The following is an 18,757-nucleotide window of genomic DNA, read 5'->3' as shown; positions in this document are numbered from 1 at the left end:
CAAAAAAGTCAGAAAAACTTCCTGAAAATACTCTCTGTGCAGGACCACTCACTTTGTGCTGAATTTTGGGTTCGCAGTGGCCGCGTTGGCCGTCCGCGGGCGTTAAGGTCTGGCTCGTGTCGAACCCGATGAACGCGACCCGGCCGCCGCAGGCCACTTCGTTGATGACCGTGATGGGCAGCATGCTGGCAGCGATTCCACTCATCACCCTGGTGATGTGGTTCGTCCTGGCTGTCGACGGCATCGGTGACTTCCCGCCGACCTGGGCTCCGCTGCTGATCCTCGCCGCGGCCGCCGGCGCGTACTCGCTCTGCGAACTGGCCGGCTTCCGTACTGCGCCCCTGCAGCCCGGCGGCCGTCCGGCCGATGTCGAGAGGCTGTCCTGGCAACGCTTCACCTCCTCGACCTTCGTCCGCTTCGCCGTCTGCGAGGCGGTGTTCCTGCTCTCGCTGCCGCTCGCGTTCATCGTCGACAGCTTCTGGGTGATCCTGGTCGGCGCGGTCCTGGCCATGCCGCTGCTCGCGTGGGAGGTCTGGCCAGGCGTTCGCAACACCCAGCGCTTCGCCGCCTCCCTCGAATCCGCCGGCCACCCGTCCTACCTCCTCGGCCGCCCGCAGGACTACCTCTGACCCGCGGCCGTCCGGAACACCAGGCAGTCGCGGCGCTGCAACTCATGCACCCACTCCGGTACTGCGCTGAGGTCGAGCCACCGCAGGTCGAGCTTCTCCAGCGCCGGGAACGCCTCCGGGCCGAGGTCGGGGAGTCGCGTGATCCGGTTGGCCCGCAGATCGAGCTGCCGGAGCCGGGGAAGACGGCCGAGCTGGCTGGGGAAGTCCGTCAACGCGTTCCCGCGGAGGCTGATCACCCGCAACTCGTCCAGCTGGTCAAAGGTGTCGGGCAACCGCTCGAGAGGGTTGCCGTCCAGGTGGAGCTCCCTGAGCGCCGCGAGTTCGCCGTACGAGTCGGGTAGTTCGGTGAGCTTGTTGCCGTAGAGGCGCAGCTCGACGAGGTTGCTCAGTCGCCCGAGACTGGCCGGCGCTCGAGTCAGCCCGTTGTCGGTGGCACCGAGGTACAGCAATGACTCCAAGTCCCCCAGCGCTTCGGGTAGCGCGCTGATCGCGAGATCGCTGACGTAGAGGAACTCCAGGTTCTTCAACCGCCCGAGCGAGTTCGGCAGAGCGGCCAGCGGCTGGTGACTCAGGTCGAGGATGCGGAGGTCGGCGTACTCCCCGAGCCAGTCCGGCAGCGCGGTCAACTGGTTGCCGTGGAGGTAGAGCTCGCGCAGGGCGGCGTACTGGCGGAACTCGGGGTCGAGGGCCTGCAGGGCGGTTTCGCCGAGGTTGAGGGTGCGCGCGGTCATCGGTGGAGCTTAGGCGTCAGGTTCTCGCCATGCCGGATTCTGACAGCGCGAGGCCGGGACCGGGCCCGGGATGGCGGCCAATACTGAGGCCAGTCCCCGCCTTTCGCCGACCGTCCCAGCGGCGATCCCTAGGAGTTGTGATGAAGAAATACTTCGCCTTGCCGGTGGCCATCGCCACGCTCACCCTCACGGCTGTCTCCGTGGCTCCGGCTCAAGCGGCGTCGTCCGCCGCCATTGTCCAGACCGAGGTCGCCGCCGGCTCGCTGCTCGACCAGGCCCGCGACCTGCTGGGGGCCGACGTCATCGACGCGGCCACCGCGGCGGCGGAGCGGCTCGGGCTCGACGAGGCTCCCGCCACCCAGGGCGCGATCCTCGCGGCCCTCGATCCGGACGACTACGAGTGCTCGCCGACCACGCCGCTCACCGACTGGGTGGCCGGCACGATCACCGACTGGACCCAACTGGACAAGGTGTTCGCGTTCGCGGCCGCGCTGACGAACCTGGCCGGCTACGCCAGCATGATCACGCCATCGGACTCCCGCTACGGCCCGAACGGCGAGTACAGCACCGCGATCACGCACACCTTCAAGCACCTGCGGACGTTCTGGGACATCGAGTCCGGCGACATCCGGCTGGCACCGATGCACAGCGCGATCCTGGCCGACCGCACCGCGGTGTACAACACCTTCCGGACCGTCTTCCACCGCTCCGAGGCCGACTCGGCGTACTTCGCCGACCTGTTCTCCACCTGGGCGTCGCAGCCGAAGATCACCAACCACCCGCTGAACAGCATGAACGCCTACGCCTTCACCGGCGAGGGCGACCCGGACCCGGCGCTGGCGGCGCTGCCCGACCAGATCGTGATGGGTGACGGCATCCTGCAGGCGTTCCAGGCGATCGGGCTGGCCGACGTCGCACCGGAGGCGATCCTGGCGCACGAGTTCGGCCACCACGTCCAGTACGAGGACGGGCTGTTCACCTCCGAGCTCACCGGGCCCGAGGCGACCCGGCGGACCGAACTGATGGCCGACGCGTTCGCGGCGTACTTCCTGTCGCACTCGCGCGGTGCCAGCATGCAGTGGAAGCGGGTCCGGCTCTTCACCCAGGTCTTCGCCGGAATCGGCGACTGCGGGTTCGCCGACCCCGGCCACCACGGCACCCCGAACCAGCGGCTGCGCTCGGCCGAATGGGCCTACAGCGTGGTCACCGGCGCCCCGAACCAGGGCCACATCCTGCCCAGCCTGACCTTCGCCCAGCGCTTCGACGCCAAGCTGCCGGACCTCGTCGCCCCCGACGCCGGTAACTGAGGCCCGCTCCGGAGAATCGAGGACATCGCATGAAGAAGCACCTCGCGGCCGCGGCTGGTCTGGCCCTTGTCGCCGGCCTGTCCCTCACCGCCGGGCCGACAGCAACCATCTCAGCCGCCACTGCCACCGCTACGACCGCGGTGCAGTTGGAGACGCCGACGGCCGCAGGCAGCCGGACCCCCGAAGAGGCTCAGCGGTTGCTGGCCGAACTCGAGGCCCAACTGCCGGCCGACACCTTGGCGGAGTACGAGGCTCTCAAGCGGGGCGGAGGCACGGACTCACCACGGGACAGCCTGCTGCGAGCCGCCCTCAACCCGGCCGACTACACCTGCGTATCGAACTCCCCGGCCCTGGCGTACATCGAGTCGCTGATGAAGAACTGGGACGGCTTCGACCGCGGCGTGTTCGCCCTGTCCCAGTTCTGGAACCTCCTCGCGTACGACGCGATCCTGTTCCCGCAGCACGAGGAGCACTACGGCCAGAACGGCGAGTACGACCACCAGGTCACGAAGTCCTTCCGGCAGTTGAGCGGTTTCTGGGACATCGCGGACCAGCCGATCGACGTCGTCCCGATGCACGGCGAGATGATGATCGACCCGGCCCGGATCGCTCGGGTGTTGCGGCTGCGCGCGATGCCGGAGGCCCAGGTCATCTTCTACAGCAACCTGCTGGCCACCGCGGCGAACACCGAGAAGTTCCTGTACGGCAAGCATCCCGCGCTGACGTTCAACGCCTTCGCGGCCGAGGACGACGAGTTCGCGCATCTCGGTCTGCCGGTCGAGGACACGATCGTGATGGGCGACGGAGTGCTCGAGACGTTCACCGTACTGGGGCTGGCCGATGTCGCGGCGCCGGCGATCATGGCCCACGAGTACGGGCACCATCTCCAGTTCCGCAAGGGTTTCCACACCGGCGGGAGCACGCCCGAAGGGAACCGGCGGCTGGAGTTGATGGCGGACGCGTTCGCGGCGTACCACCTGACGCACGCCCGCGGCGCGGCTCTGCAGGCGAAGCGGATCGAGCAGTTCAGCCGGGTGTTCCGCGCCATCGGTGACTGCAACTTCCTCGGCCTCGGCCACCACGGAACGCCCAACCAGCGGGAGCGGGCCGCGCAGTGGGGCTACGACCTGGCCGACAGCGCCGCGAATCAGGGTCATGTCCTGCCGTCACTGACGGTCGGCGAACGCTTCGACCAAGCGCTGCCGGTCATCGTGGCGCCTGACGCCAACTGATCAAACCTGAGCACGCACCGCCTGAACCGCCCGAACCGCCCGAACCGCCTGAACCGCCGCAGCCTGCTGCGTTGCTGTCCCCTGCCCGTTTTCGTCAAGGAGAAGTTCATGAACAAGCCCATCGCCTGGGCCGCGGTCACCCTCGCCGCGACGCTCGGCCTCGGCCTGGCCGCCGCACCCCTACAGGCCAGCGGCTCCACTGCCACCGCCACTGCGCCCGCCACAGCACAGGCGGCACGCTGTCGCCTGAGCGGACCCAGGCTCTCGCCGACAAGCTGGCCGCACTCACCCCGGCCGGCCAGCCGACCACGACCGAACTGCTCAAGCAGAAGCTCGGCGTCGACGACAACCCGCTGTCCGAGCTCGTCGACCAGGTCATCAACCCGGCCGACTACACCTGTACCGCGTCGACCCCGGTGCGCGACTGGCTCGTCGCCTCCCGCGCCGACTGGACTCCCCAAGACGTTGCCCTGGTCAACGCGATCCGCAGCTGGGACCCGATCTTCTACGACGCGGTGCTCTGGCCGCAGGACGCCGGCTCACAGTTCGGCGCGAACGGTCAGTTCACCACCGCGACGACCCACACCTTCCGCGACCTGCGCAACTTCTGGGACATCCACGGCGCCGACATCAAGCTGGTGCCGATGCACGGCAGCATGCTGCTCGACCGGCCCCGGCTGGTGCGTCTGTTCGCCGAGGGCTACGGGCTGCCGGTCGCACTGGCGAACGAGTTCGCCGACGAGATCGCGACGGCGATGAACCAGGAGAAGTTCGACTTCGGCAACCACCCGTTCTTCACCTTCAACGCCTTCGCCTTCGCCGGCCAGAACATCCCCGGCTTCACCGTCATCCCGGCGGAGATCCTGATGGGCGACGGCATCCTGGCGGCTTACCAGGCACTCGGGTACGACGACGTCACGGCGCAGGCGATCCTCGCCCACGAGTACGGGCACCACGTCCAGTTCCAGCGCGGGCTGTTCCAGACCACGCTGACCGGGCCGGAGGCAGCCCGCCGGATCGAGCTGATGGCCGACTCCTTCGCCTCCTACTTCCTCACCCACGCCCGGGGCGACGCCCTGCAGTGGAAGCGGATCCAGGAGTTCGACCAGGTCTTCTTCCAGCTCGGCGACTGCAGCTTCACCGCGGGCAGCCATCACGGCACCCCGAACCAGCGGCTGCGCGCGTCCGAGTGGGGCTACGGCGTGGCCCGCACCGCGGCGAACCAGGGCCACATCCTCCCCAGCCTGGCCTTCGCCGGACTCTTCGACCGGCAGCTCCCGACGCTGGTAGCGCCCGACGCGAACTGAGTCCACCCAAGCCCTCGTGGGTGGCCGGGACAATTGCCCCGAGCCCAGCCACCCACGAGGTTCCACCTCACTGGCCACCCGCGATCCAGACCGATGTGGTGGACAGGATCGCGTCGAACACCTGTTGCACAAGCGGCCAGGCACCTGGCAGCAACAGCACCCCGGCGACCACCAGAGCGGGCGCGATCATCCCGTTCTCCACCCAGCCACCGGTGCGGAAGCGCAGCGCGCGCGGCAGCCGGATCTCGTACCAGGTCTCGCCGCGGATCGGCAGCGGCCACAGCCAGGGACAACCAGAGCGAGTCAGGCTGTCACCGAGGCAGTGCACGAACATCCCGACCGCCACAGCGACGCCGATCCAACTGCCGATCTCGGCCAGGCCGCCCTGCAGGGCCTGGGTGACCGTAGTACCGGGAAGCCAACTGCCCGCCAGCGTCCAGGCGCCCGTGCCGACAACCACCATCAGCACCCAGTCGCCGAGCACGTCAGCCGCGAGGATGAGGCCGAACAACGCGACCGCGAGCACCGCCCGCCAGCCACCGGTCGCGCCGACACTGGAAGTCAGGAAGCCGAGCGCGATCGCCGCCGCGAGAGTGTGACTCGCGTGCCGGTGCCGCCCGGTGCTGTCCTCGTCGCGCGGGCCTTTGGTGATCGCGTAGAGCAGACCCGAGAACGCCCGCACCGCACCGGACACGAAGCCGGTGATCGGGCCGAGCACCCGCGAAGCGCTGGCGCCCGGGTGGTCAAGATCGGGAACCAGCGCGTACCCGGCGGTCGCGACCGCGAACGGCACCACCTCGGCCACCGTGTTCAGCCCGACGAACGGCGCCACCACCAACCCGGCGACCCACCCGGACAACGCATGCGAACGCCCCATCACGGCGCCCCACCCCCTCTGTCGTGAGCCGCCAATCCTTCCAGCGGACACCGACAAATCGGCGCAGGCGCAGCGGTCAGGCGTCGAAGTCGAGGGTGACCTTTTCGCTGGTGGGGTGGGACTGGCAGGTGAGCACGTAGCCGGCGCGGATCTCGTCGGGTTCGAGAGCCCAGTTGGTGTCCATCCGGACCGTGCCCTCGATCACCTTTGCGCGGCAGGTGCCGCAGACGCCGCCCTTGCAGGCGAACGGCGCGTCGGTCCGTACTGCGAGGGTCGCGTCGAGCACCGCCTTCGCGTGCTCGCCCAGCGGGAACGTCGAGCGGCGGCCGTCCAGGATCACCGTCACCTCGGCGGCGTCCTCGTCCGCCACGTTCTCCTCGACCCGGACCACCGGCGCCTCGTCGCCGACGTGGAACAACTCGGCGTGCACCGACTCGCGCCGTACGCCCTGGTCGAGCAGCAACTCCTGCGCGCCGACGACCATCGCGTACGGCCCACAGAGGAACCACTCGTCGACCGACCGCACCGGCAGGATCGTGTCGAACATCCGGCCCAGCCGGTCCCTGTCGATCCGGCCGCTGAACAACTCGACGTCGGTCGACTCGCGGGACAGCACGTGCACCAGGTGCAGGCGCTCGGAGTACACGTCCTTCAGGTCGGCGAGTTCGTCGGCGAACATCACCGAGCCGGCCGTGCGGTTGCCGTAGAGCAAGGTCACCCGGCTCTGCGGCTCGACGGAGAGGATGGTCGCGACCAGCGACAGTACGGGCGTGATCCCGCTGCCCGCGGCGACGAACGCGTAGTGCTTGGCGTGCGCGGGGTCGAGTGGCGTACCGAACCGGCCGAGTGGGGTCATCACCTCGATGACGTCGCCGACCTTCAGCCCGCTCGCGGCGTACGACGAGAACTCGCCGCCGGGGATCCGCTTGACCGCGATCCGCAGTACGCCGGAACCGGCCGGCGAGCAGATCGAGTAGCTGCGGCGGATGTCCTCACCCGTGCGCCGGACGGTCAGGTGCTGACCCGCGGCGAACTCGTACTCCGCCGCGAGTTCCTCGGGCACGTCGAAGGTGATCGCGACCGAGTCCTCGGTGATCAGGTCGATCGCCTTCACCGTCAACGGATGGAAGGTGGCCCTGCGCCGGGTCATCGTCGTCATCTGGATCGCCTTGCTGTGCGTGATTCTCAAAGGGATTTGCTGTGCATGATTTCAAAGGGATTTGAAGTGATCGAAGGGTTCACGACAGGAGTTGCAGCGCCACAACGACTTGCAGGACGTGGATCCGAACCGGCTCAGTTCGGTGGTGTCGGGCGAGCCGCACAACGGACACCGGATGGTCAGGCTCAGCGACACCGGTCCGCCGACAGCACGCGTACCGGTCGGCGGAGCGATCCCGTACTCCGTCAGCTTGGCCTTGCCTTCGTCGCTCATCCAGTCGGTGGTCCAGGCCGGCGACAACACCGTCTCCACCCGGCCGTTGACGTGCAGGGAGTTGAGAGTGAGCTCGACCTCGTGCCGGATCAGGTCCATCGCGGGACAGCCGGAGTACGTCGGGGTGATCGTGACGACCACCTCGTCGCCCTCGTGCCGGACGCCTCGGAGCACACCGAGATCGGCGATCGTCAGCACCGGTACTTCCGGATCCGCGACCTCGCCGACTGCCTCGAAGATCGCGGTGTCGCTCACCACGACGCTCCCGGATGCGATCGGGCCACGTGCTGCATCTCAGCCAGCAGGAAGCCGAAGTGCTCGGTGTGACGGCCTTCGCGGCCACCCGAGTGCTGGTACGACGAGGTCGGCCTGGTGCAGGTGGATTCGTCGATCACCTGGGTGATGCGGCGCTCCCACTCGTCGTGCAGAGTGGACGGATCGACCGCGACGTCGAGGCGTTGCACCAGGGCGTCCGAGGCGAACAGTTCGGCCGTGTACGGCCACATCGCGTCGAGGCCGGCCTGCATCCGACGATGGCTCTCCTCGGTGCCGTCGCCGAGTCGCAGCACCCACTGGGTCGCGTGGTCCACGTGGTACGCGACCTCCTTCACGGCCTTGCCGGCGACACCCGCGAGGGTCTCGTCGGAGCACGTGCGCAGCTCCTCGTAGAGCAGGTGCTGGTACGTCGCGAAGTACAGGAGTCTGGCGATGCTGTGGGCGAAGTCGCCGCTCGGGAGCTCGCACAACTGGAGGTTGAGGAAGTCGCGCTCGTCGCGGAAGTAGGCCAGGTCGTCCTCGGAGCGACCCGCGCCCTCGACCAGCCCGGCGTACTGGAGCAGTGAGCGGGCCTGGCCCAGCTGGTCGAGGCCGATGTTGCCCAGAGCAACGTCTTCCTCGAGCTGCGGAGCGGCCGCGATCCACTCGGCGGTCCGTTGCGCCGCGATGAGCGCGTCGTCGCCGAGGCGGAGCGTGTAGATGAAAAGGTCGTTCACAAGTGTTCGACGCCTTCCGGGACCTGGTAGAAGGTCGGGTGCCGGTAGACCTTGTCGCCGGCCGGGTCGAAGAACTCGTCCTTCTCGTCCGGGCTGGAGGCGGTGATGTCGGCGGCCGGGACGACCCAGATCGACACACCCTCCTGGCGGCGGGTGTAGACGTCGCGGGCGTTGCGCAGCGCCATCGTCGCGTCCGGCGCGTGCAGGCTGCCGACGTGCACATGCGACAGCCCCCGCCGAGACCGAACGAAAACCTCCCAGAGCGGCTCGACGCTCGGGCGCGGCCCGGTGCCTTGGTGCTCGGTCATGCGGCGCTCCCCTGGGCCTTCGCGGCCTGCTTCTCGGCGTACGCCGCGGCAGCCTCGCGGACCCAGGCGCCGTCCTCGTGCGCCTTCACCCGGTGCGCCAGCCGCTGCTGGTTGCACGGACCGTTGCCCTTGACAACCTCATACAGCTCGGTGAAGTCCGGCTCGGTGAAGCTGTAGTGCCCGGTCTCCTCGTCATAGCGCAGCCCGTCGTCCGGGACGCGGATGCCGAGTACGTCAGCCTGCGGCACGGTCATGTCGACGAAGCGCTGCCGCAACTCGTCGTTGCTGTGCCGCTTGATCCCCCACGCCATCGACTGCTCCGAATGGGTCGAACTCGCGTCCGGCGGACCGAACATCATCAGACTCGGCCACCACCACCGGTTCAGCGCGTCCTGCGCCATCTCCTTCTGCCCGGGGGTGCCGGTGCACAGCGTGTGCAGGATCTCGAACCCCTGCCGCTGATGGAACGACTCCTCCTTGCAGACCCGGACCATCGCCCGCGCGTACGGCCCGTAGGAGCAGCGGCACAGCGGGACCTGGTTCACGATCGCGGCACCGTCGACAAGCCAGCCGATCGCGCCGATGTCGGCCCAGGTCAGGGTCGGGTAGTTGAAGATGCTGGAGTACTTCTGCTTGCCGCTGTGGAGCAGGTCGAGCAGGTCGGCCCGATCCACCCCGAGCGTCTCGGCGGCGGCGTACAGGTACAGGCCGTGGCCGGCCTCGTCCTGGACCTTCGCCATCAGGATCGCCTTGCGGCGCAGCGACGGCGCGCGGCTGATCCAGTTGCCCTCGGGCTGCATGCCGATGATCTCGGAGTGCGCGTGCTGCGCGATCTGCCGGATCAGGGTCTTGCGGTACCCCTCCGGCATCGCGTCGCGCGGCTCGATCCGGCCGTCCGCGTCGATCGTCGCCTGAAAGCTGTCCATGGGGCCGAGCATAGCCGACTTGTGACACTTCGTCTGCAAAACCAACAGGAAGTGTCACAAAGCCGGACAGATGCGGCTACTGAAGCGCCGTCCGCGATGCCCGGCGGCAGGATGCCGGCCCCGACGGGTCCTGCCGATGGCCCGTTCGGCGCGCTTTGAAAGGATGGGGGCATGAGTAGCGACTTCGGCGTCCCGGAACCTGAAAGCCTGACTTCGATGGGCGCCGCCGAGGACCCGATCGCGGAGTCGAGCGTGCGGCTGGCGTTGCCGGCCGAGGCGGACGCGATCGGCGAGATCCAGGTCGCCGCCTGGCGCCGCTCGTACGACGCCCTGCTGCCGGCGGAGGTGCTCGCCGACCTGAACCCGGCGCAGTTCGCCGCTCAGTGGCGGGCCGCGCTCCTCTCCCCCGGCGAGGCCCGCAACCGGGTGATGGTCGCACTGGCCGGCCGGACGCTGGTCGGCTTCGCCGCGATCACCGCGTCCGACGACCCCGACGCCGACCCGCGCAATGACGCCCTGGTCGCCGAGCTTGCCGTCGACCCCGAGGCCACTCGCGCCGGTCACGGCTCCCGCCTGCTCAACGCCGTCGTCGACACCATCCGCGCCGACGGTTTCCAGCGCGTCACCGTCTGGGTGAACTCCACCGACGACGTCCTCCGCACCTTCTACACCGACTCCGGCTGGGCCCCCGACGGCGCCCACCGCGAACTGGACCTGTACGGCGACGGCACCGTCCGCGTCAAGCAGATCCGGCTTCACACGGACCCGAGCACGGACGAGTAGCCCGCCATTCGTTGCCGTGTGCTGCCTGGTCGGGCGCGCGAGCGAGTTCGCGGGTGTGGCTGAGCACCGCGGGGCTCAGGCTGGGGTGGGTTGGAGCGAGAAGCGGCGGCGGTAGTTCGTTGGCGTGAGGCCGGTGCGGCGGCGTAGCTGGGTTCTCAGGTTGGTGGCAGTTCCCAGACCGGCCTGACGGGCGACCAGGTCAAGGCGCACCTCGCCCGCCTCCAGCAGGCGGCAGGCCAGGGCGACGCGTTCGCCGGTGAGCCACGCGAGCGGCGTCGTGCCGAGTTCCGCCTGGAAGCGGCGGTGCAACGTCGCCTGACTCATCGAAGCGTGGGCGGCGATCTCGGCGACAGTGAGCGGGCTGGCCAGTTGATCGCGCACCCACGCCAGCAGCGGAGCCAGTGAGGTATCGGCGACCGGCGGCACCGGCTGGTCGATGAACTGCCGTTGGCCGCCGTCGCGGTGGGCGGTGAAGACGAGCCGCCGGCTGACCGCGTTCGCCACCTCGGCCCCGTGGTCGCGCCGGATCAGATGCAATCCGAGATCGAGCGCGGCCGCACTCCCCGCGGCGGTCAGCACGTCCCCGTCGTCGACGAACAGCACGTCCGGCTCGAGCTCCACTTGGGGATACATGGCGCCGAAGAGCTCGGCCCACTTCCAGTGCGTAGTCGCTCGCCGCCCGTCGAGCACGCCGGCCGCGGCCAGTGTGAAAGCACCGGTGCAGAAGCTGACCAGCCGAGCCCCGCGCGCGGCAGCCCGCCGTACTGCGTCCAGCACCGCGGGTGACGGCATCGCCTCGGGATCCGGGCGGTTCGGCACGATCACCGTGTCCGCCAGGTCCACCTGATCCAGCCCGGCGACTCCGGTCAGCGTGAAGAATCCCTCGTGCATGCGGACGGCCGGTTCCGGAGTACAGAGGGTCAGATCGTACCAGACGCGGTCGAGTTCGGGGCGGCGCAGGCCGAACAACTCGGTCGCGACGCCGAGCTCGAACGGGTTGGACCCGTGGTCGACGATCACGACGACGCGGTGCGAGGATTCTTTCGACATGTGCTATTCCTAGCACTCACGGCCGACCGCCGCACCCGGCCACGATGGACGAGTGACCAACGAACCGATCGATCTCCGGGCTGTTCTGACCACCTTCGATGAGTTGTGGAGTCCGCGGATCGCCGCGCGGATCAACGACTACGACGTCCGCGTCACCCACGTCAAAGGCTCCTACATCTGGCACGTGCACGACACCACGGACGAGTTCTTCCTGGTCCTCGACGGCCAACTCAGCATCGCCGTCCGCGACCCGGAGGAGCGGGTCGTGTCGCTTCCGGCGGGCTCGGTCTTCGTCGTCCCCCGCGGCGTCTACCACCGGCCGTTCTCCGACGGCGGCGCTCAGATCGTCGTGATCGACCCGGCCGGCACTCCCACCACCGGCGACTCCCACGACCCGCTCCCCGATCACATCCAGACCCACACGGGGATCTCGATCTAGTGTCCTAGGCGGTCTGCAGCGAGGCCGCCCTCAGCAGGAGGTCCTCGTAGACGGAAGGGTCGTCGGCGGTCGCGATCGGGAAGCCGGTGCCGTAGTCGCCGGTGTAGTGGACCTCGACCCCGGGGTTCGCGGAATCGGTGCCGTCGGCAAGGAACAGGTGCGGGCTGCAGCGGACGGCATCGGTCTGAGAGACGGCGAAGTCGCGCATCACCAGGTGTCGCGCCCGTCCGGTGTCCAGCGCCTCGGCGAGCGAGTCCACGTCGATGACACTGGTCTCGGCGGCGACCTCGAGCAGCACCGGGCGCAGGCTGATGCATCGGCTCTCTACCCAGAAGGCCTTGCGCAGGCCGAGATCCAGCGCTTCACTCGCGGCCAGACTCTGTTCCTTCGCCGCCTGGACCGCCTCCAACGCGGGCAGCGTGGTGGTGGGATAGGTCCAGTCGGGCGCCTGCCAGAGCCGCCAACCCGCGTCGGGATCGAGCCGTCCGATGGCGGACACCTCGGAGTCGGTTCCCGGCCGGGGGCTGCTGTGCCCGTTGAGCAGTTCGAGCGGGAAGGCGTGGTGGTCGAGCGCCACCACGCCTTCCAGTCCCAGCCGCGCCCGCGTCTTGTGCAGGCGATGGACGGCCAGGTGAGCGAACGAGCACCACAGGTCGGAGTACACCGCAATGGTGTTCGGCGCGACGGCAACGGTCATCAGATTCTCCTTCAGAGCAAGGGAGAACCGACCATACCATCAATTCGGACTGCAGTCCGCTTAGATCGGGAAGCGCTCCTCGATCGCGGCGACCAACTCGCTCGGCCGTGCGACCTGGATGCGACGCCCGGCGCCTTCCAACGTCACCACCGTCGCCCAGCCCACCGTTGACGAAGCCAGCGGATGGTGGCAGCACCCGACCGCTCTTGCCGCGGCCGGATCCACGCCGATCCCTCATCCACAGGTGTACTGCGACGCGCCGCCAGTACGACGCGAGCGCCACAAGCATCGCGTCCACCGCATCGGGCTCAGCGGCGGCCCCGTCCGCCGCCATCCGATCCACCGCGGTCAGGGGGTAGTCGGCCACCGCCGGCGACTCCACCGGGACAGCCTTCAGGAAGAACGCGTCGTCGGCAGTCCGGGCAATGCCCGCCACGACTGCCGATCCCCCGACAGCCGGCTCGAATCCCACTGGCTCACCGAGCCGAGCCGCAATCCAGTCCCGAGTGTCCTGCGGCAGTACTTCCCATCGGCGCCCTCCACCACCCCAGAAAACAGCAGGCCCGCCCACGGCGCCACCGGATTGAATGGGGTGGTGGCGCAGACCTATGAGGTAGAGACAGCAGACGAGCGGACCGTGAAGTACTGCCTGTACGGCGCCGAGGATGGGGCGCCGGTTGTTGCGCATCACGGGACGCCGGGGAGTCGGTGGGAGCGGCCTGATGTGGTTGCCGCGATCGAGGACAGCGGGTTGCGCGTGCTGCTGTTCGGGAGGCCGGGCTACGGGTCTACGCGGAAGCTGGGTCGAGCAGTGGTGGAGGTGGCTGCGGACGTAGCAGCGTTGGCTGATGCGCAGGGGTGGGATCGGTTCGCTGTGACGGGATTCTCGGGCGGCGGACCGCATGCCTTTGCGACGGCCGCGTTGCTGCCGGACCGGGTGGTCAGGTGCAGCACCGTGAGCGGGATCGCGCCGCCCGGGACGGCGGCCTTTGAGTCACTCGACTGGGCTGCTGATGCCAGGCGCGGCGAGACCTTCCTCCGAGATCAGCTGGGTCGGAGTGGGCAGGACATCATGCGCGAGCTCAGCAGCGGATCCGATGCCGGGCGGGTCGAGCGGATGCGCGCTAGCTGCATCGAAGGGCTGGACGGCTGGATCGATGACTATCTCGCGCTGAGCAAGCCCTGGGGATTCGATCCGCGGGACGTTCAGGCACCGGTGGACGTCTGGTTCGGGTCGGAGGATGACAACTCCACGCCCGCCCACGCCGAGTGGCTCTTGGCGACGCTGCCCAGCGCGACGGCCAGGGAGTACGTGGGCGGCCACGACCCGGACGACGCAGTGCAGCGGCTGATCTTCGGTGCTCTGCGTGGTTTCAAGTGAGGTGGTGTTGTTGGCCGACTGCGTAGGCGCGGGTTAGCCAGTCGATGACCTCGGCGTCGATCTCGGTTGGGGTGTGTAGGCGGAAGGCGTGGAGGATGTTGCGGGGGGAGTAGACCTCGATCTTGGTGAAGCGGGGGCTGTCGAGGCGTTCGGCCAGTACTACGTGGCCGTCGAGCCAATGGCGGCGTGGGGTGAAGGCGGCGAAGCTCATGCGGGTGTGGAAGGCGATGCGGGTTTCTCGGGCAGGACTTCTACCGGGCCCAAGTCGCGCACCACCTCGAGGATCCCGTCGAAGGTCTCGCGGACCGCCTCGTCCTTGCCGGTGAAGTGCGCGGACAGGTCACCCAGTGGCCGGCAGGTGTGCGACTGGTTGCGGTTGGCGGAGGTCCGGCCGCAGCTCGGGCAGGACCAGAGCCCATGCATCACGCCACGCAGAACTCGTTGCCCTCGGGATCCTGCATCACCAGATGGAATCCATCAGGTTCGTCCATCCTGACGGCGACGGTCGCACCCAGACCCGTCAGCCGCTCGCCCTCCTCCTCGATCTTCGCCCGCCGGTCGTCGCCACCGAGACCCGGCGCGACCTTGATGTCGAGGTGCAGCCGGTTCTTGCCCGACTTGGCTTCCGGGACCTTCAGGAAGAAGATGTCCGGCCGGTCCCGCACCTTGTCGACCAGCGTGCGTCCGGTCGGCCGTTGATCCTCGGGGATGCCCTGCGCGTCGGCCCACTCCTCCCAACTGTCGAAGCCCTCCGGCACTCCCATCGGGAAGTCGTAGCCACCCAGCGCCTCGAGCCAGAACCGCGCGACCCGGTCGGGATCGGCGCAGTCGAAGACGACGTGCAGGTCGAAAGCGTTCATCTGGTCACCATGCCCGCCCGGTAGAGATCGCGCAGCAGGCAGATCTCGGCGCCGTGGTGCATCACCTCGCGGTTGAGGTGAGTGATCAGGCCGAGCATCGTGTCCTCGGCGTACTCGCCGCCCTTCGGGCCGAGCGGCTTGGCGAGCCCCGCGTCGTCGAGCCCCCTGATCGCGCCGTGCCACCGCCCGTACCAGTGGTCGAGGAACGCCAGCCCGGCGTCCGCAGTACCGGGGAGGTCGGAGGGGATGTGCCGCGGGTCGAACATGGGTGCGTCCACGCCGTCATCGTCGAAGAACGTGTTGACCCGGGTGGCGAAACAGCCGACGCCGATGTGCACCAGCCGCCAGGCGATCGTCGTCACCGGTGGCGGCGACGGCTCGGGCCATTCCCGATCCATCACGATCTTGCCGTCCGCATCCGGATGCACTGTCCAGCTGGGCTGCGCGGGAGCCCACTGGTACTCGTCGTCCGTCAGCCCTTCCAGCCTTGGCCGCAGATGGATGTCCCAGTAGAACTCCAACTGCCCGATCAGCAACTCATCACAGTCACCCATGCCGCCGACCCTAGAACCACCGACCGACAAAACGGCGCCGCCCATCGTGGGCACCCGGCCGATGTCAGCCGGGTGCCCGCCGAACGCAGTACGAGGCTCAGCGCTCTTCGACCAACTCCATCCGCTCCTCGGTGGCGTCTTCGACCAGGGCGAACGCCGCAGCGGCTTGGGGCAGCGCCGGCGCACCGGCCAATGCCGCCTGGAGGGACTCGTTGGATTCCCACCGCCACAGATCGAGCCAGGTGGTGTCGTCGACCTTGGCCAAACGGGTCTCGGTCAGGCCGGGGAACTTCGCCCGGACGGCCTCGATCAGCTCGGCGCGGGTGCTCAGCATCGTGTCGGTCTCGACCGACGGCTTGAGGGTGAAGCGGGTCAGTCGCAGAATCGTCATCGCAAACTCCTTGTAGTTGGACTCTAGTGAATAACTCTAGAGATAGACTACAAACATGATGGCGGTCAAGAAGATTGACGGACGGTCCGAGAAGGCGCGGCTGACCCGCGCTCGCATCCTCGACGCGGCCGGTGAGTTGTTCGTTCGTGACGGGTACGGCGCTACCTCGCTGCAGGACATCGCCGAGCGAGCAGGGTGTGCGGTGCAGACGATCTACTACGGATTCGGCAACAAGCAGACCGTGCTCAAGGAGGTGGTCGACCGGACGATCGCCGGCGACGACGAGCCGGTGGCGACGATGGAGCGACCCTGGTTCCGCGAGGCGCTGGCCGCGAAGACGGCCACCGAGCACCTGCGGCAACACGTCGGCGGGACGCGAGCGGTCCTCGATCGGGTGGCCCCGATCATGAAGATGCTCGAGGCGGCCGCGGCGACGGATCCAGCCATCGGTGAACTCTGGCCGGATCAGGAAGACCCCCGCCTCACGGTCCAGACGGCCGCAGCCACCAGCCTGCTGGGCAAGCAAGGCGCCAAGTCAGACCTCACCGTCGAACGCGCGGCCGACATTCTCTTCGGGCTGCTCAGCCCCGAGTTGTATCTCCTGTTGGTCAACGATCGCCAATGGTCACCGACCGACTGGGAGAACTGGACCTACGAGACTCTCCGCCCACAACTCTGCGAGGCCTTATCAGCCGAGTGATCCCGCGCCGGGCCGGGGGTGGTGCTCGACCGCGGGAGTCTGCCATGACAGATTGCGACGGTCCGATCACGCTTGGCCATCCGCAGGAGGATGAATGAAGTTCCGTACCCTGGCCGTCGCCCTGGGTATCAGTACCGCCGCTCTGCTCGCCATCCCCGGCTCCGGGGCGACCGCCTCGTTGCAGACCGGGCCGGCGAAGGTGCAGACCGGACCCAACAAGGTAGCCAAGAAGTACCTCGACCAGAAGCCGGCCTGGAAGCCGTGCGGGGACGAGGAGATGCGGACCTTCTGCGCCAAGATCACCGCACCCCGCGACTGGTCGAACCAGTACAGCGGCCACGACATCCAGTTGGCTGTCAGCAAGGTCGCCCCCGCCAAGGGCAAGCCGAGCCGGGTCGTCTTCGGCAACCCGGGCGGTCCCGGTGGCGCCGGACTCGGCATGGCGCCGTACCTGGCCGGCCAGCCCGCGCTGGCGAAGAACCACCTCACCGTGGGCTTCGACCCGCGCGGCACGGGCGACAGCGCCAATGTCACCTGCGAGGGCGCTCCCGGCTTCACCATGGACGCCCGCGACCGGGACCCCGGCAACCTCGACCTCATCTCCGCGGCCGCCGGACTCGCCGCCCCGTACTGCGCACGCCAGTCGCGCGGCCTGCTCCCCTACGTGAACACCGCGCAGACCGTCCAGGACATCGACCTGATCCGCCAACTGCTCGGCTTCGACGTCATCGACTGGGTCGGCTACTCCGGCGGCACCTGGATGGGCGCGTACTACCAGACCTACTTCCCCAGTCACGTCGGCCGGTTCGTGCTCGACTCCAACACCGACTTCACCCGGCCCTGGGTCGACACCTTCAGCGCGCAGCCGGAAGCGTTCGAACGCCGTTTCCGGGAGGATTTCGCACCGTGGGCGGCGAAATACGATGAGCAACTGAAACTCGGGAATTCGGCACGGCTGGTGATCAGGACCTACGAACGCCTTCGGCGCGAACTGAAAAGGCAGCCGGCCGTCGAGGAGTTCCTGGACGGTTCGGTGAAGATCAGCTACGACCAGAACGCGCTGGACAACATCGTCTCCGGCGATATGTATACAAAGCTGGATTTCCAGTCCCTGGCGGTCGACCTCGCCTTTTTGCGCGACTTGTCCGCGGCCCAGAGCAAAGGCAGCCCCAAGGCCGCCCAGCGCAAGGTGGACGCCCTGCCGCTGGCCCGCCAGCACGAACTCGTCCAGCGCGCGACCCGCGGTACGGTCGGGCTGACGCCGTTCGGCCGGCCGTTCGCCGACGACGCGGAGAACGCTACCTTCACCGCCGTCACCTGCAACGACACCGAGTGGCCGCAGGGCCGCGAGTTCGGCGACCAACTGTCGGCGCGGCTCGGTCCGCGTTATCCGCTGGTCGGCTGGAGCATGAACGAGAACCCCTGCTACTACTGGGATCGCCCGCAGGTGCAGATGCCGACGCCGACCGGGAAGGGCTTGCCGACGACGCTGATGGTGCAGTCCGTGCACGACCCGGCGACCAACCTGTCCCTGGCCACCTCGGCCCACAGCCGGTACGCCGGTTCGCGGCTGCTGACCATCACCGGTGAGGGTGACCACGGCATCTACGGCGGCGTGAACAAGTGCGCCGACCGGATCGTCAACACGTTCCTCACCACCGGCAAGGCGCCAGCCAAGGACGCCAGTTGCAAGGGCGAGGGAATTCCGGCACCGACCACTCCGCAACCCGGCGAGGAGATCGACGGCGCGCCGCTGCACCGGATCGCCGGATTCACCAGGGCCGTCTCCGGTTATCTGCGCTGACAAACCCGGCAATTTGCCGGCAGCACCGTTTACGTCGTGAAATAAGGGCGCATTGCCGGTTCAATTGCGGTACAGAACGGAAACGCCTGGTCACGATCCGCAAGATCGCGACGAGGCGTTCGTTGTCACCCGGGTGTTGTCAGGGCGATGTCAGGGTAGCGTCCCTGTGCGACGCAGCGTGACCCCGGCAACCTTGAGTCAACGCGGGGAATCATCCGAACGTCGTCTGGGAGGGCTCGACGAGAAGATGCCCACGCTGGAACGAGGCTTCGGCCGGCTGTGAGGTGGGGGGACTGCCTGGGGGGTCAGACAGAACACAGCCGGCCGGGACCCGTTTTGGTCTGTCCCGCGTCCCGA

General features: G+C 68.2%; 24 protein-coding genes. 9 read left to right on the top strand and 15 right to left on the bottom strand.

What is annotated here, in order from left to right; translation table 11 throughout:
* Positions 1 to 116 precede the first annotated feature (116 nt).
* Positions 117 to 629 (top strand): hypothetical protein, encoded by a 513-nt coding sequence (locus ABD255_RS37620; protein ID WP_344221583.1) that lies wholly within the window; start codon positions 117 to 119, stop codon positions 627 to 629.
* Here the strand turns inward: ABD255_RS37620 and ABD255_RS37615 are convergent.
* Positions 620 to 1,360 carry a leucine-rich repeat domain-containing protein gene (locus tag ABD255_RS37615; RefSeq protein WP_344221582.1) on the bottom strand — a complete coding sequence of 247 codons (741 nt, stop codon included), beginning with the start codon at positions 1,358 to 1,360 and terminating at the stop codon, positions 620 to 622. The genes ABD255_RS37620 and ABD255_RS37615 overlap by 10 nt on opposite strands.
* 140 nt (positions 1,361 to 1,500) lie before the next feature.
* Between ABD255_RS37615 and ABD255_RS37610 the strand changes: the two genes are divergently transcribed.
* The 3 genes from ABD255_RS37610 (at position 1,501) to ABD255_RS37600 (ending at position 5,206) form a co-directional block, all read left to right on the top strand.
* Positions 1,501 to 2,667: a hypothetical protein gene (locus ABD255_RS37610; protein ID WP_344221581.1), complete on the top strand. Its 1,167-nt coding sequence runs from the start codon at positions 1,501 to 1,503 to the stop codon at positions 2,665 to 2,667.
* Positions 2,668 to 2,696: 29 nt separating this feature from the next.
* A complete protein-coding gene (locus ABD255_RS37605; RefSeq protein ID WP_344221580.1) occupies positions 2,697 to 3,899 on the top strand; it encodes a neutral zinc metallopeptidase in 1,203 nt (400 codons plus the stop codon).
* A gap of 71 nt (positions 3,900 to 3,970) precedes the next feature.
* The gene (locus ABD255_RS37600) at positions 3,971 to 5,206 is read left to right on the top strand and encodes a hypothetical protein (protein WP_344221579.1); all 1,236 of its coding nucleotides are present in this window, start codon (positions 3,971 to 3,973) and stop codon (positions 5,204 to 5,206) included.
* Positions 5,207 to 5,273: 67 nt separating this feature from the next.
* Here ABD255_RS37600 and ABD255_RS37595 read toward each other — a convergent pair whose 3' ends face one another.
* The 6 genes from ABD255_RS37595 to paaA form a co-directional block, all read right to left on the bottom strand.
* Complete coding sequence (locus ABD255_RS37595; protein ID WP_344221578.1) at positions 5,274 to 6,083, bottom strand: metal-dependent hydrolase; 810 nt, start codon at positions 6,081 to 6,083, stop codon at positions 5,274 to 5,276.
* Between the two features lie 76 nt (positions 6,084 to 6,159).
* Complete coding sequence (gene paaE / locus ABD255_RS37590) at positions 6,160 to 7,242, bottom strand: 1,2-phenylacetyl-CoA epoxidase subunit PaaE (RefSeq protein ID WP_344221577.1); 1,083 nt, start codon at positions 7,240 to 7,242, stop codon at positions 6,160 to 6,162.
* Between the two features lie 51 nt (positions 7,243 to 7,293).
* Positions 7,294 to 7,770: a 1,2-phenylacetyl-CoA epoxidase subunit PaaD gene (gene paaD, locus ABD255_RS37585; protein WP_344221576.1), complete on the bottom strand. Its 477-nt coding sequence runs from the start codon at positions 7,768 to 7,770 to the stop codon at positions 7,294 to 7,296.
* A complete protein-coding gene (paaC, locus tag ABD255_RS37580) occupies positions 7,767 to 8,507 on the bottom strand; it encodes a 1,2-phenylacetyl-CoA epoxidase subunit PaaC (protein WP_344221575.1) in 741 nt (246 codons plus the stop codon). Before paaC ends, paaD begins: the two co-directional genes overlap by 4 nt.
* Positions 8,504 to 8,815 carry a 1,2-phenylacetyl-CoA epoxidase subunit PaaB gene (gene paaB, locus ABD255_RS37575; protein WP_344221574.1) on the bottom strand — a complete coding sequence of 104 codons (312 nt, stop codon included), beginning with the start codon at positions 8,813 to 8,815 and terminating at the stop codon, positions 8,504 to 8,506. The genes paaC and paaB overlap by 4 nt, the downstream gene beginning before the upstream one ends.
* Positions 8,812 to 9,741 carry a 1,2-phenylacetyl-CoA epoxidase subunit PaaA gene (gene paaA, locus ABD255_RS37570; protein ID WP_344221573.1) on the bottom strand — a complete coding sequence of 310 codons (930 nt, stop codon included), beginning with the start codon at positions 9,739 to 9,741 and terminating at the stop codon, positions 8,812 to 8,814. The genes paaB and paaA overlap by 4 nt, the downstream gene beginning before the upstream one ends.
* 171 nt (positions 9,742 to 9,912) lie before the next feature.
* Between paaA and ABD255_RS37565 the strand changes: the two genes are divergently transcribed.
* Complete coding sequence (locus ABD255_RS37565) at positions 9,913 to 10,524, top strand: GNAT family N-acetyltransferase (protein ID WP_344221572.1); 612 nt, start codon at positions 9,913 to 9,915, stop codon at positions 10,522 to 10,524.
* A 75-nt stretch (positions 10,525 to 10,599) separates the two neighbouring features.
* Here ABD255_RS37565 and ABD255_RS37560 read toward each other — a convergent pair whose 3' ends face one another.
* The gene (locus tag ABD255_RS37560; RefSeq protein ID WP_344221571.1) at positions 10,600 to 11,574 is read right to left on the bottom strand and encodes a GlxA family transcriptional regulator; all 975 of its coding nucleotides are present in this window, start codon (positions 11,572 to 11,574) and stop codon (positions 10,600 to 10,602) included.
* Positions 11,575 to 11,626: 52 nt separating this feature from the next.
* On the opposite strand from ABD255_RS37560, the gene ABD255_RS37555 reads away from it, so the two are divergent.
* Positions 11,627 to 12,013, top strand: coding sequence for a cupin domain-containing protein (locus ABD255_RS37555; protein ID WP_344221570.1), 387 nt, complete (start codon positions 11,627 to 11,629; stop codon positions 12,011 to 12,013).
* 4 nt (positions 12,014 to 12,017) lie between these two features.
* Here the strand turns inward: ABD255_RS37555 and ABD255_RS37550 are convergent, their stop codons facing one another.
* Positions 12,018 to 12,710, bottom strand: coding sequence for a DsbA family oxidoreductase (locus tag ABD255_RS37550; protein WP_344221569.1), 693 nt, complete (start codon positions 12,708 to 12,710; stop codon positions 12,018 to 12,020).
* Positions 12,711 to 12,770: 60 nt separating this feature from the next.
* Positions 12,771 to 12,935, bottom strand: coding sequence for a hypothetical protein (locus ABD255_RS37545; RefSeq protein WP_344221568.1), 165 nt, complete (start codon positions 12,933 to 12,935; stop codon positions 12,771 to 12,773).
* A 370-nt stretch (positions 12,936 to 13,305) separates the two neighbouring features.
* Between ABD255_RS37545 and ABD255_RS37540 the strand changes: the two genes are divergently transcribed.
* The gene (locus ABD255_RS37540) at positions 13,306 to 14,091 is read left to right on the top strand and encodes an alpha/beta fold hydrolase (protein ID WP_344221567.1); all 786 of its coding nucleotides are present in this window, start codon (positions 13,306 to 13,308) and stop codon (positions 14,089 to 14,091) included.
* Here ABD255_RS37540 and ABD255_RS37535 read toward each other — a convergent pair.
* From ABD255_RS37535 to ABD255_RS37515, 5 genes are all read right to left on the bottom strand, one after another.
* A complete protein-coding gene (locus tag ABD255_RS37535; protein WP_344221566.1) occupies positions 14,084 to 14,302 on the bottom strand; it encodes a DUF5655 domain-containing protein in 219 nt (72 codons plus the stop codon). The two genes, ABD255_RS37540 and ABD255_RS37535, sit on opposite strands and share 8 nt — an antisense overlap.
* Entirely contained in the window at positions 14,299 to 14,514 is a 216-nt protein-coding gene (locus ABD255_RS37530; protein ID WP_344221565.1) for a hypothetical protein, read from the bottom strand. Before ABD255_RS37530 ends, ABD255_RS37535 begins: the two co-directional genes overlap by 4 nt.
* Positions 14,514 to 14,951 carry a VOC family protein gene (locus ABD255_RS37525; protein WP_344221564.1) on the bottom strand — a complete coding sequence of 146 codons (438 nt, stop codon included), beginning with the start codon at positions 14,949 to 14,951 and terminating at the stop codon, positions 14,514 to 14,516. The genes ABD255_RS37530 and ABD255_RS37525 overlap by 1 nt, the downstream gene beginning before the upstream one ends.
* Positions 14,948 to 15,505 (bottom strand): DinB family protein, encoded by a 558-nt coding sequence (locus ABD255_RS37520; protein WP_344221563.1) that lies wholly within the window; start codon positions 15,503 to 15,505, stop codon positions 14,948 to 14,950. The genes ABD255_RS37525 and ABD255_RS37520 overlap by 4 nt, the downstream gene beginning before the upstream one ends.
* Positions 15,506 to 15,602: 97 nt before the next feature.
* Positions 15,603 to 15,896: a hypothetical protein gene (locus tag ABD255_RS37515; protein ID WP_344221562.1), complete on the bottom strand. Its 294-nt coding sequence runs from the start codon at positions 15,894 to 15,896 to the stop codon at positions 15,603 to 15,605.
* 55 nt (positions 15,897 to 15,951) lie between these two features.
* Between ABD255_RS37515 and ABD255_RS37510 the strand changes: the two genes are divergently transcribed.
* Together ABD255_RS37510 and ABD255_RS37505 are read left to right on the top strand one after the other, a co-directional pair.
* Positions 15,952 to 16,596 (top strand): TetR/AcrR family transcriptional regulator, encoded by a 645-nt coding sequence (locus tag ABD255_RS37510; protein WP_344221561.1) that lies wholly within the window; start codon positions 15,952 to 15,954, stop codon positions 16,594 to 16,596.
* 94 nt (positions 16,597 to 16,690) lie between these two features.
* Positions 16,691 to 18,400, top strand: a complete 1,710-nt coding sequence (locus ABD255_RS37505) for an alpha/beta hydrolase (protein WP_344221560.1) — start codon at positions 16,691 to 16,693, stop codon at positions 18,398 to 18,400.
* The last annotated feature ends 357 nt before the right edge of the window (positions 18,401 to 18,757 follow it).

Origin of the sequence: Kribbella sancticallisti (assembly GCF_039530625.1) — a bacterium.
Lineage (GTDB): Bacteria > Actinomycetota > Actinomycetes > Propionibacteriales > Kribbellaceae > Kribbella > Kribbella sancticallisti.
The sequence above is the reverse complement of the archived record's forward strand: the minus strand, read 5'-3'. Positions and strand labels throughout refer to the sequence as shown.

Coding starts and splice junctions, on each gene's coding strand:
- ABD255_RS37505 (WP_344221560.1), top strand. CDS start 16,691: ATGAAGTTCCGTACCCTGGCCGTCGCCCTGGGTATCAGTACCGCCGCT.
- ABD255_RS37550 (WP_344221569.1), bottom strand. CDS start 12,710: ATGACCGTTGCCGTCGCGCCGAACACCATTGCGGTGTACTCCGACCTG.
- ABD255_RS37510 (WP_344221561.1), top strand. CDS start 15,952: ATGATGGCGGTCAAGAAGATTGACGGACGGTCCGAGAAGGCGCGGCTG.
- ABD255_RS37565 (WP_344221572.1), top strand. CDS start 9,913: ATGAGTAGCGACTTCGGCGTCCCGGAACCTGAAAGCCTGACTTCGATG.
- ABD255_RS37610 (WP_344221581.1), top strand. CDS start 1,501: ATGAAGAAATACTTCGCCTTGCCGGTGGCCATCGCCACGCTCACCCTC.
- ABD255_RS37595 (WP_344221578.1), bottom strand. CDS start 6,083: ATGGGGCGTTCGCATGCGTTGTCCGGGTGGGTCGCCGGGTTGGTGGTG.
- ABD255_RS37520 (WP_344221563.1), bottom strand. CDS start 15,505: ATGGGTGACTGTGATGAGTTGCTGATCGGGCAGTTGGAGTTCTACTGG.
- ABD255_RS37530 (WP_344221565.1), bottom strand. CDS start 14,514: ATGCATGGGCTCTGGTCCTGCCCGAGCTGCGGCCGGACCTCCGCCAAC.
- paaB (WP_344221574.1), bottom strand. CDS start 8,815: ATGACCGAGCACCAAGGCACCGGGCCGCGCCCGAGCGTCGAGCCGCTC.
- ABD255_RS37605 (WP_344221580.1), top strand. CDS start 2,697: ATGAAGAAGCACCTCGCGGCCGCGGCTGGTCTGGCCCTTGTCGCCGGC.
- ABD255_RS37515 (WP_344221562.1), bottom strand. CDS start 15,896: ATGACGATTCTGCGACTGACCCGCTTCACCCTCAAGCCGTCGGTCGAG.
- ABD255_RS37525 (WP_344221564.1), bottom strand. CDS start 14,951: ATGAACGCTTTCGACCTGCACGTCGTCTTCGACTGCGCCGATCCCGAC.
- ABD255_RS37535 (WP_344221566.1), bottom strand. CDS start 14,302: ATGAGCTTCGCCGCCTTCACCCCACGCCGCCATTGGCTCGACGGCCAC.
- ABD255_RS37560 (WP_344221571.1), bottom strand. CDS start 11,574: ATGTCGAAAGAATCCTCGCACCGCGTCGTCGTGATCGTCGACCACGGG.
- ABD255_RS37615 (WP_344221582.1), bottom strand. CDS start 1,360: ATGACCGCGCGCACCCTCAACCTCGGCGAAACCGCCCTGCAGGCCCTC.
- paaE (WP_344221577.1), bottom strand. CDS start 7,242: ATGACGACGATGACCCGGCGCAGGGCCACCTTCCATCCGTTGACGGTG.
- paaA (WP_344221573.1), bottom strand. CDS start 9,741: ATGGACAGCTTTCAGGCGACGATCGACGCGGACGGCCGGATCGAGCCG.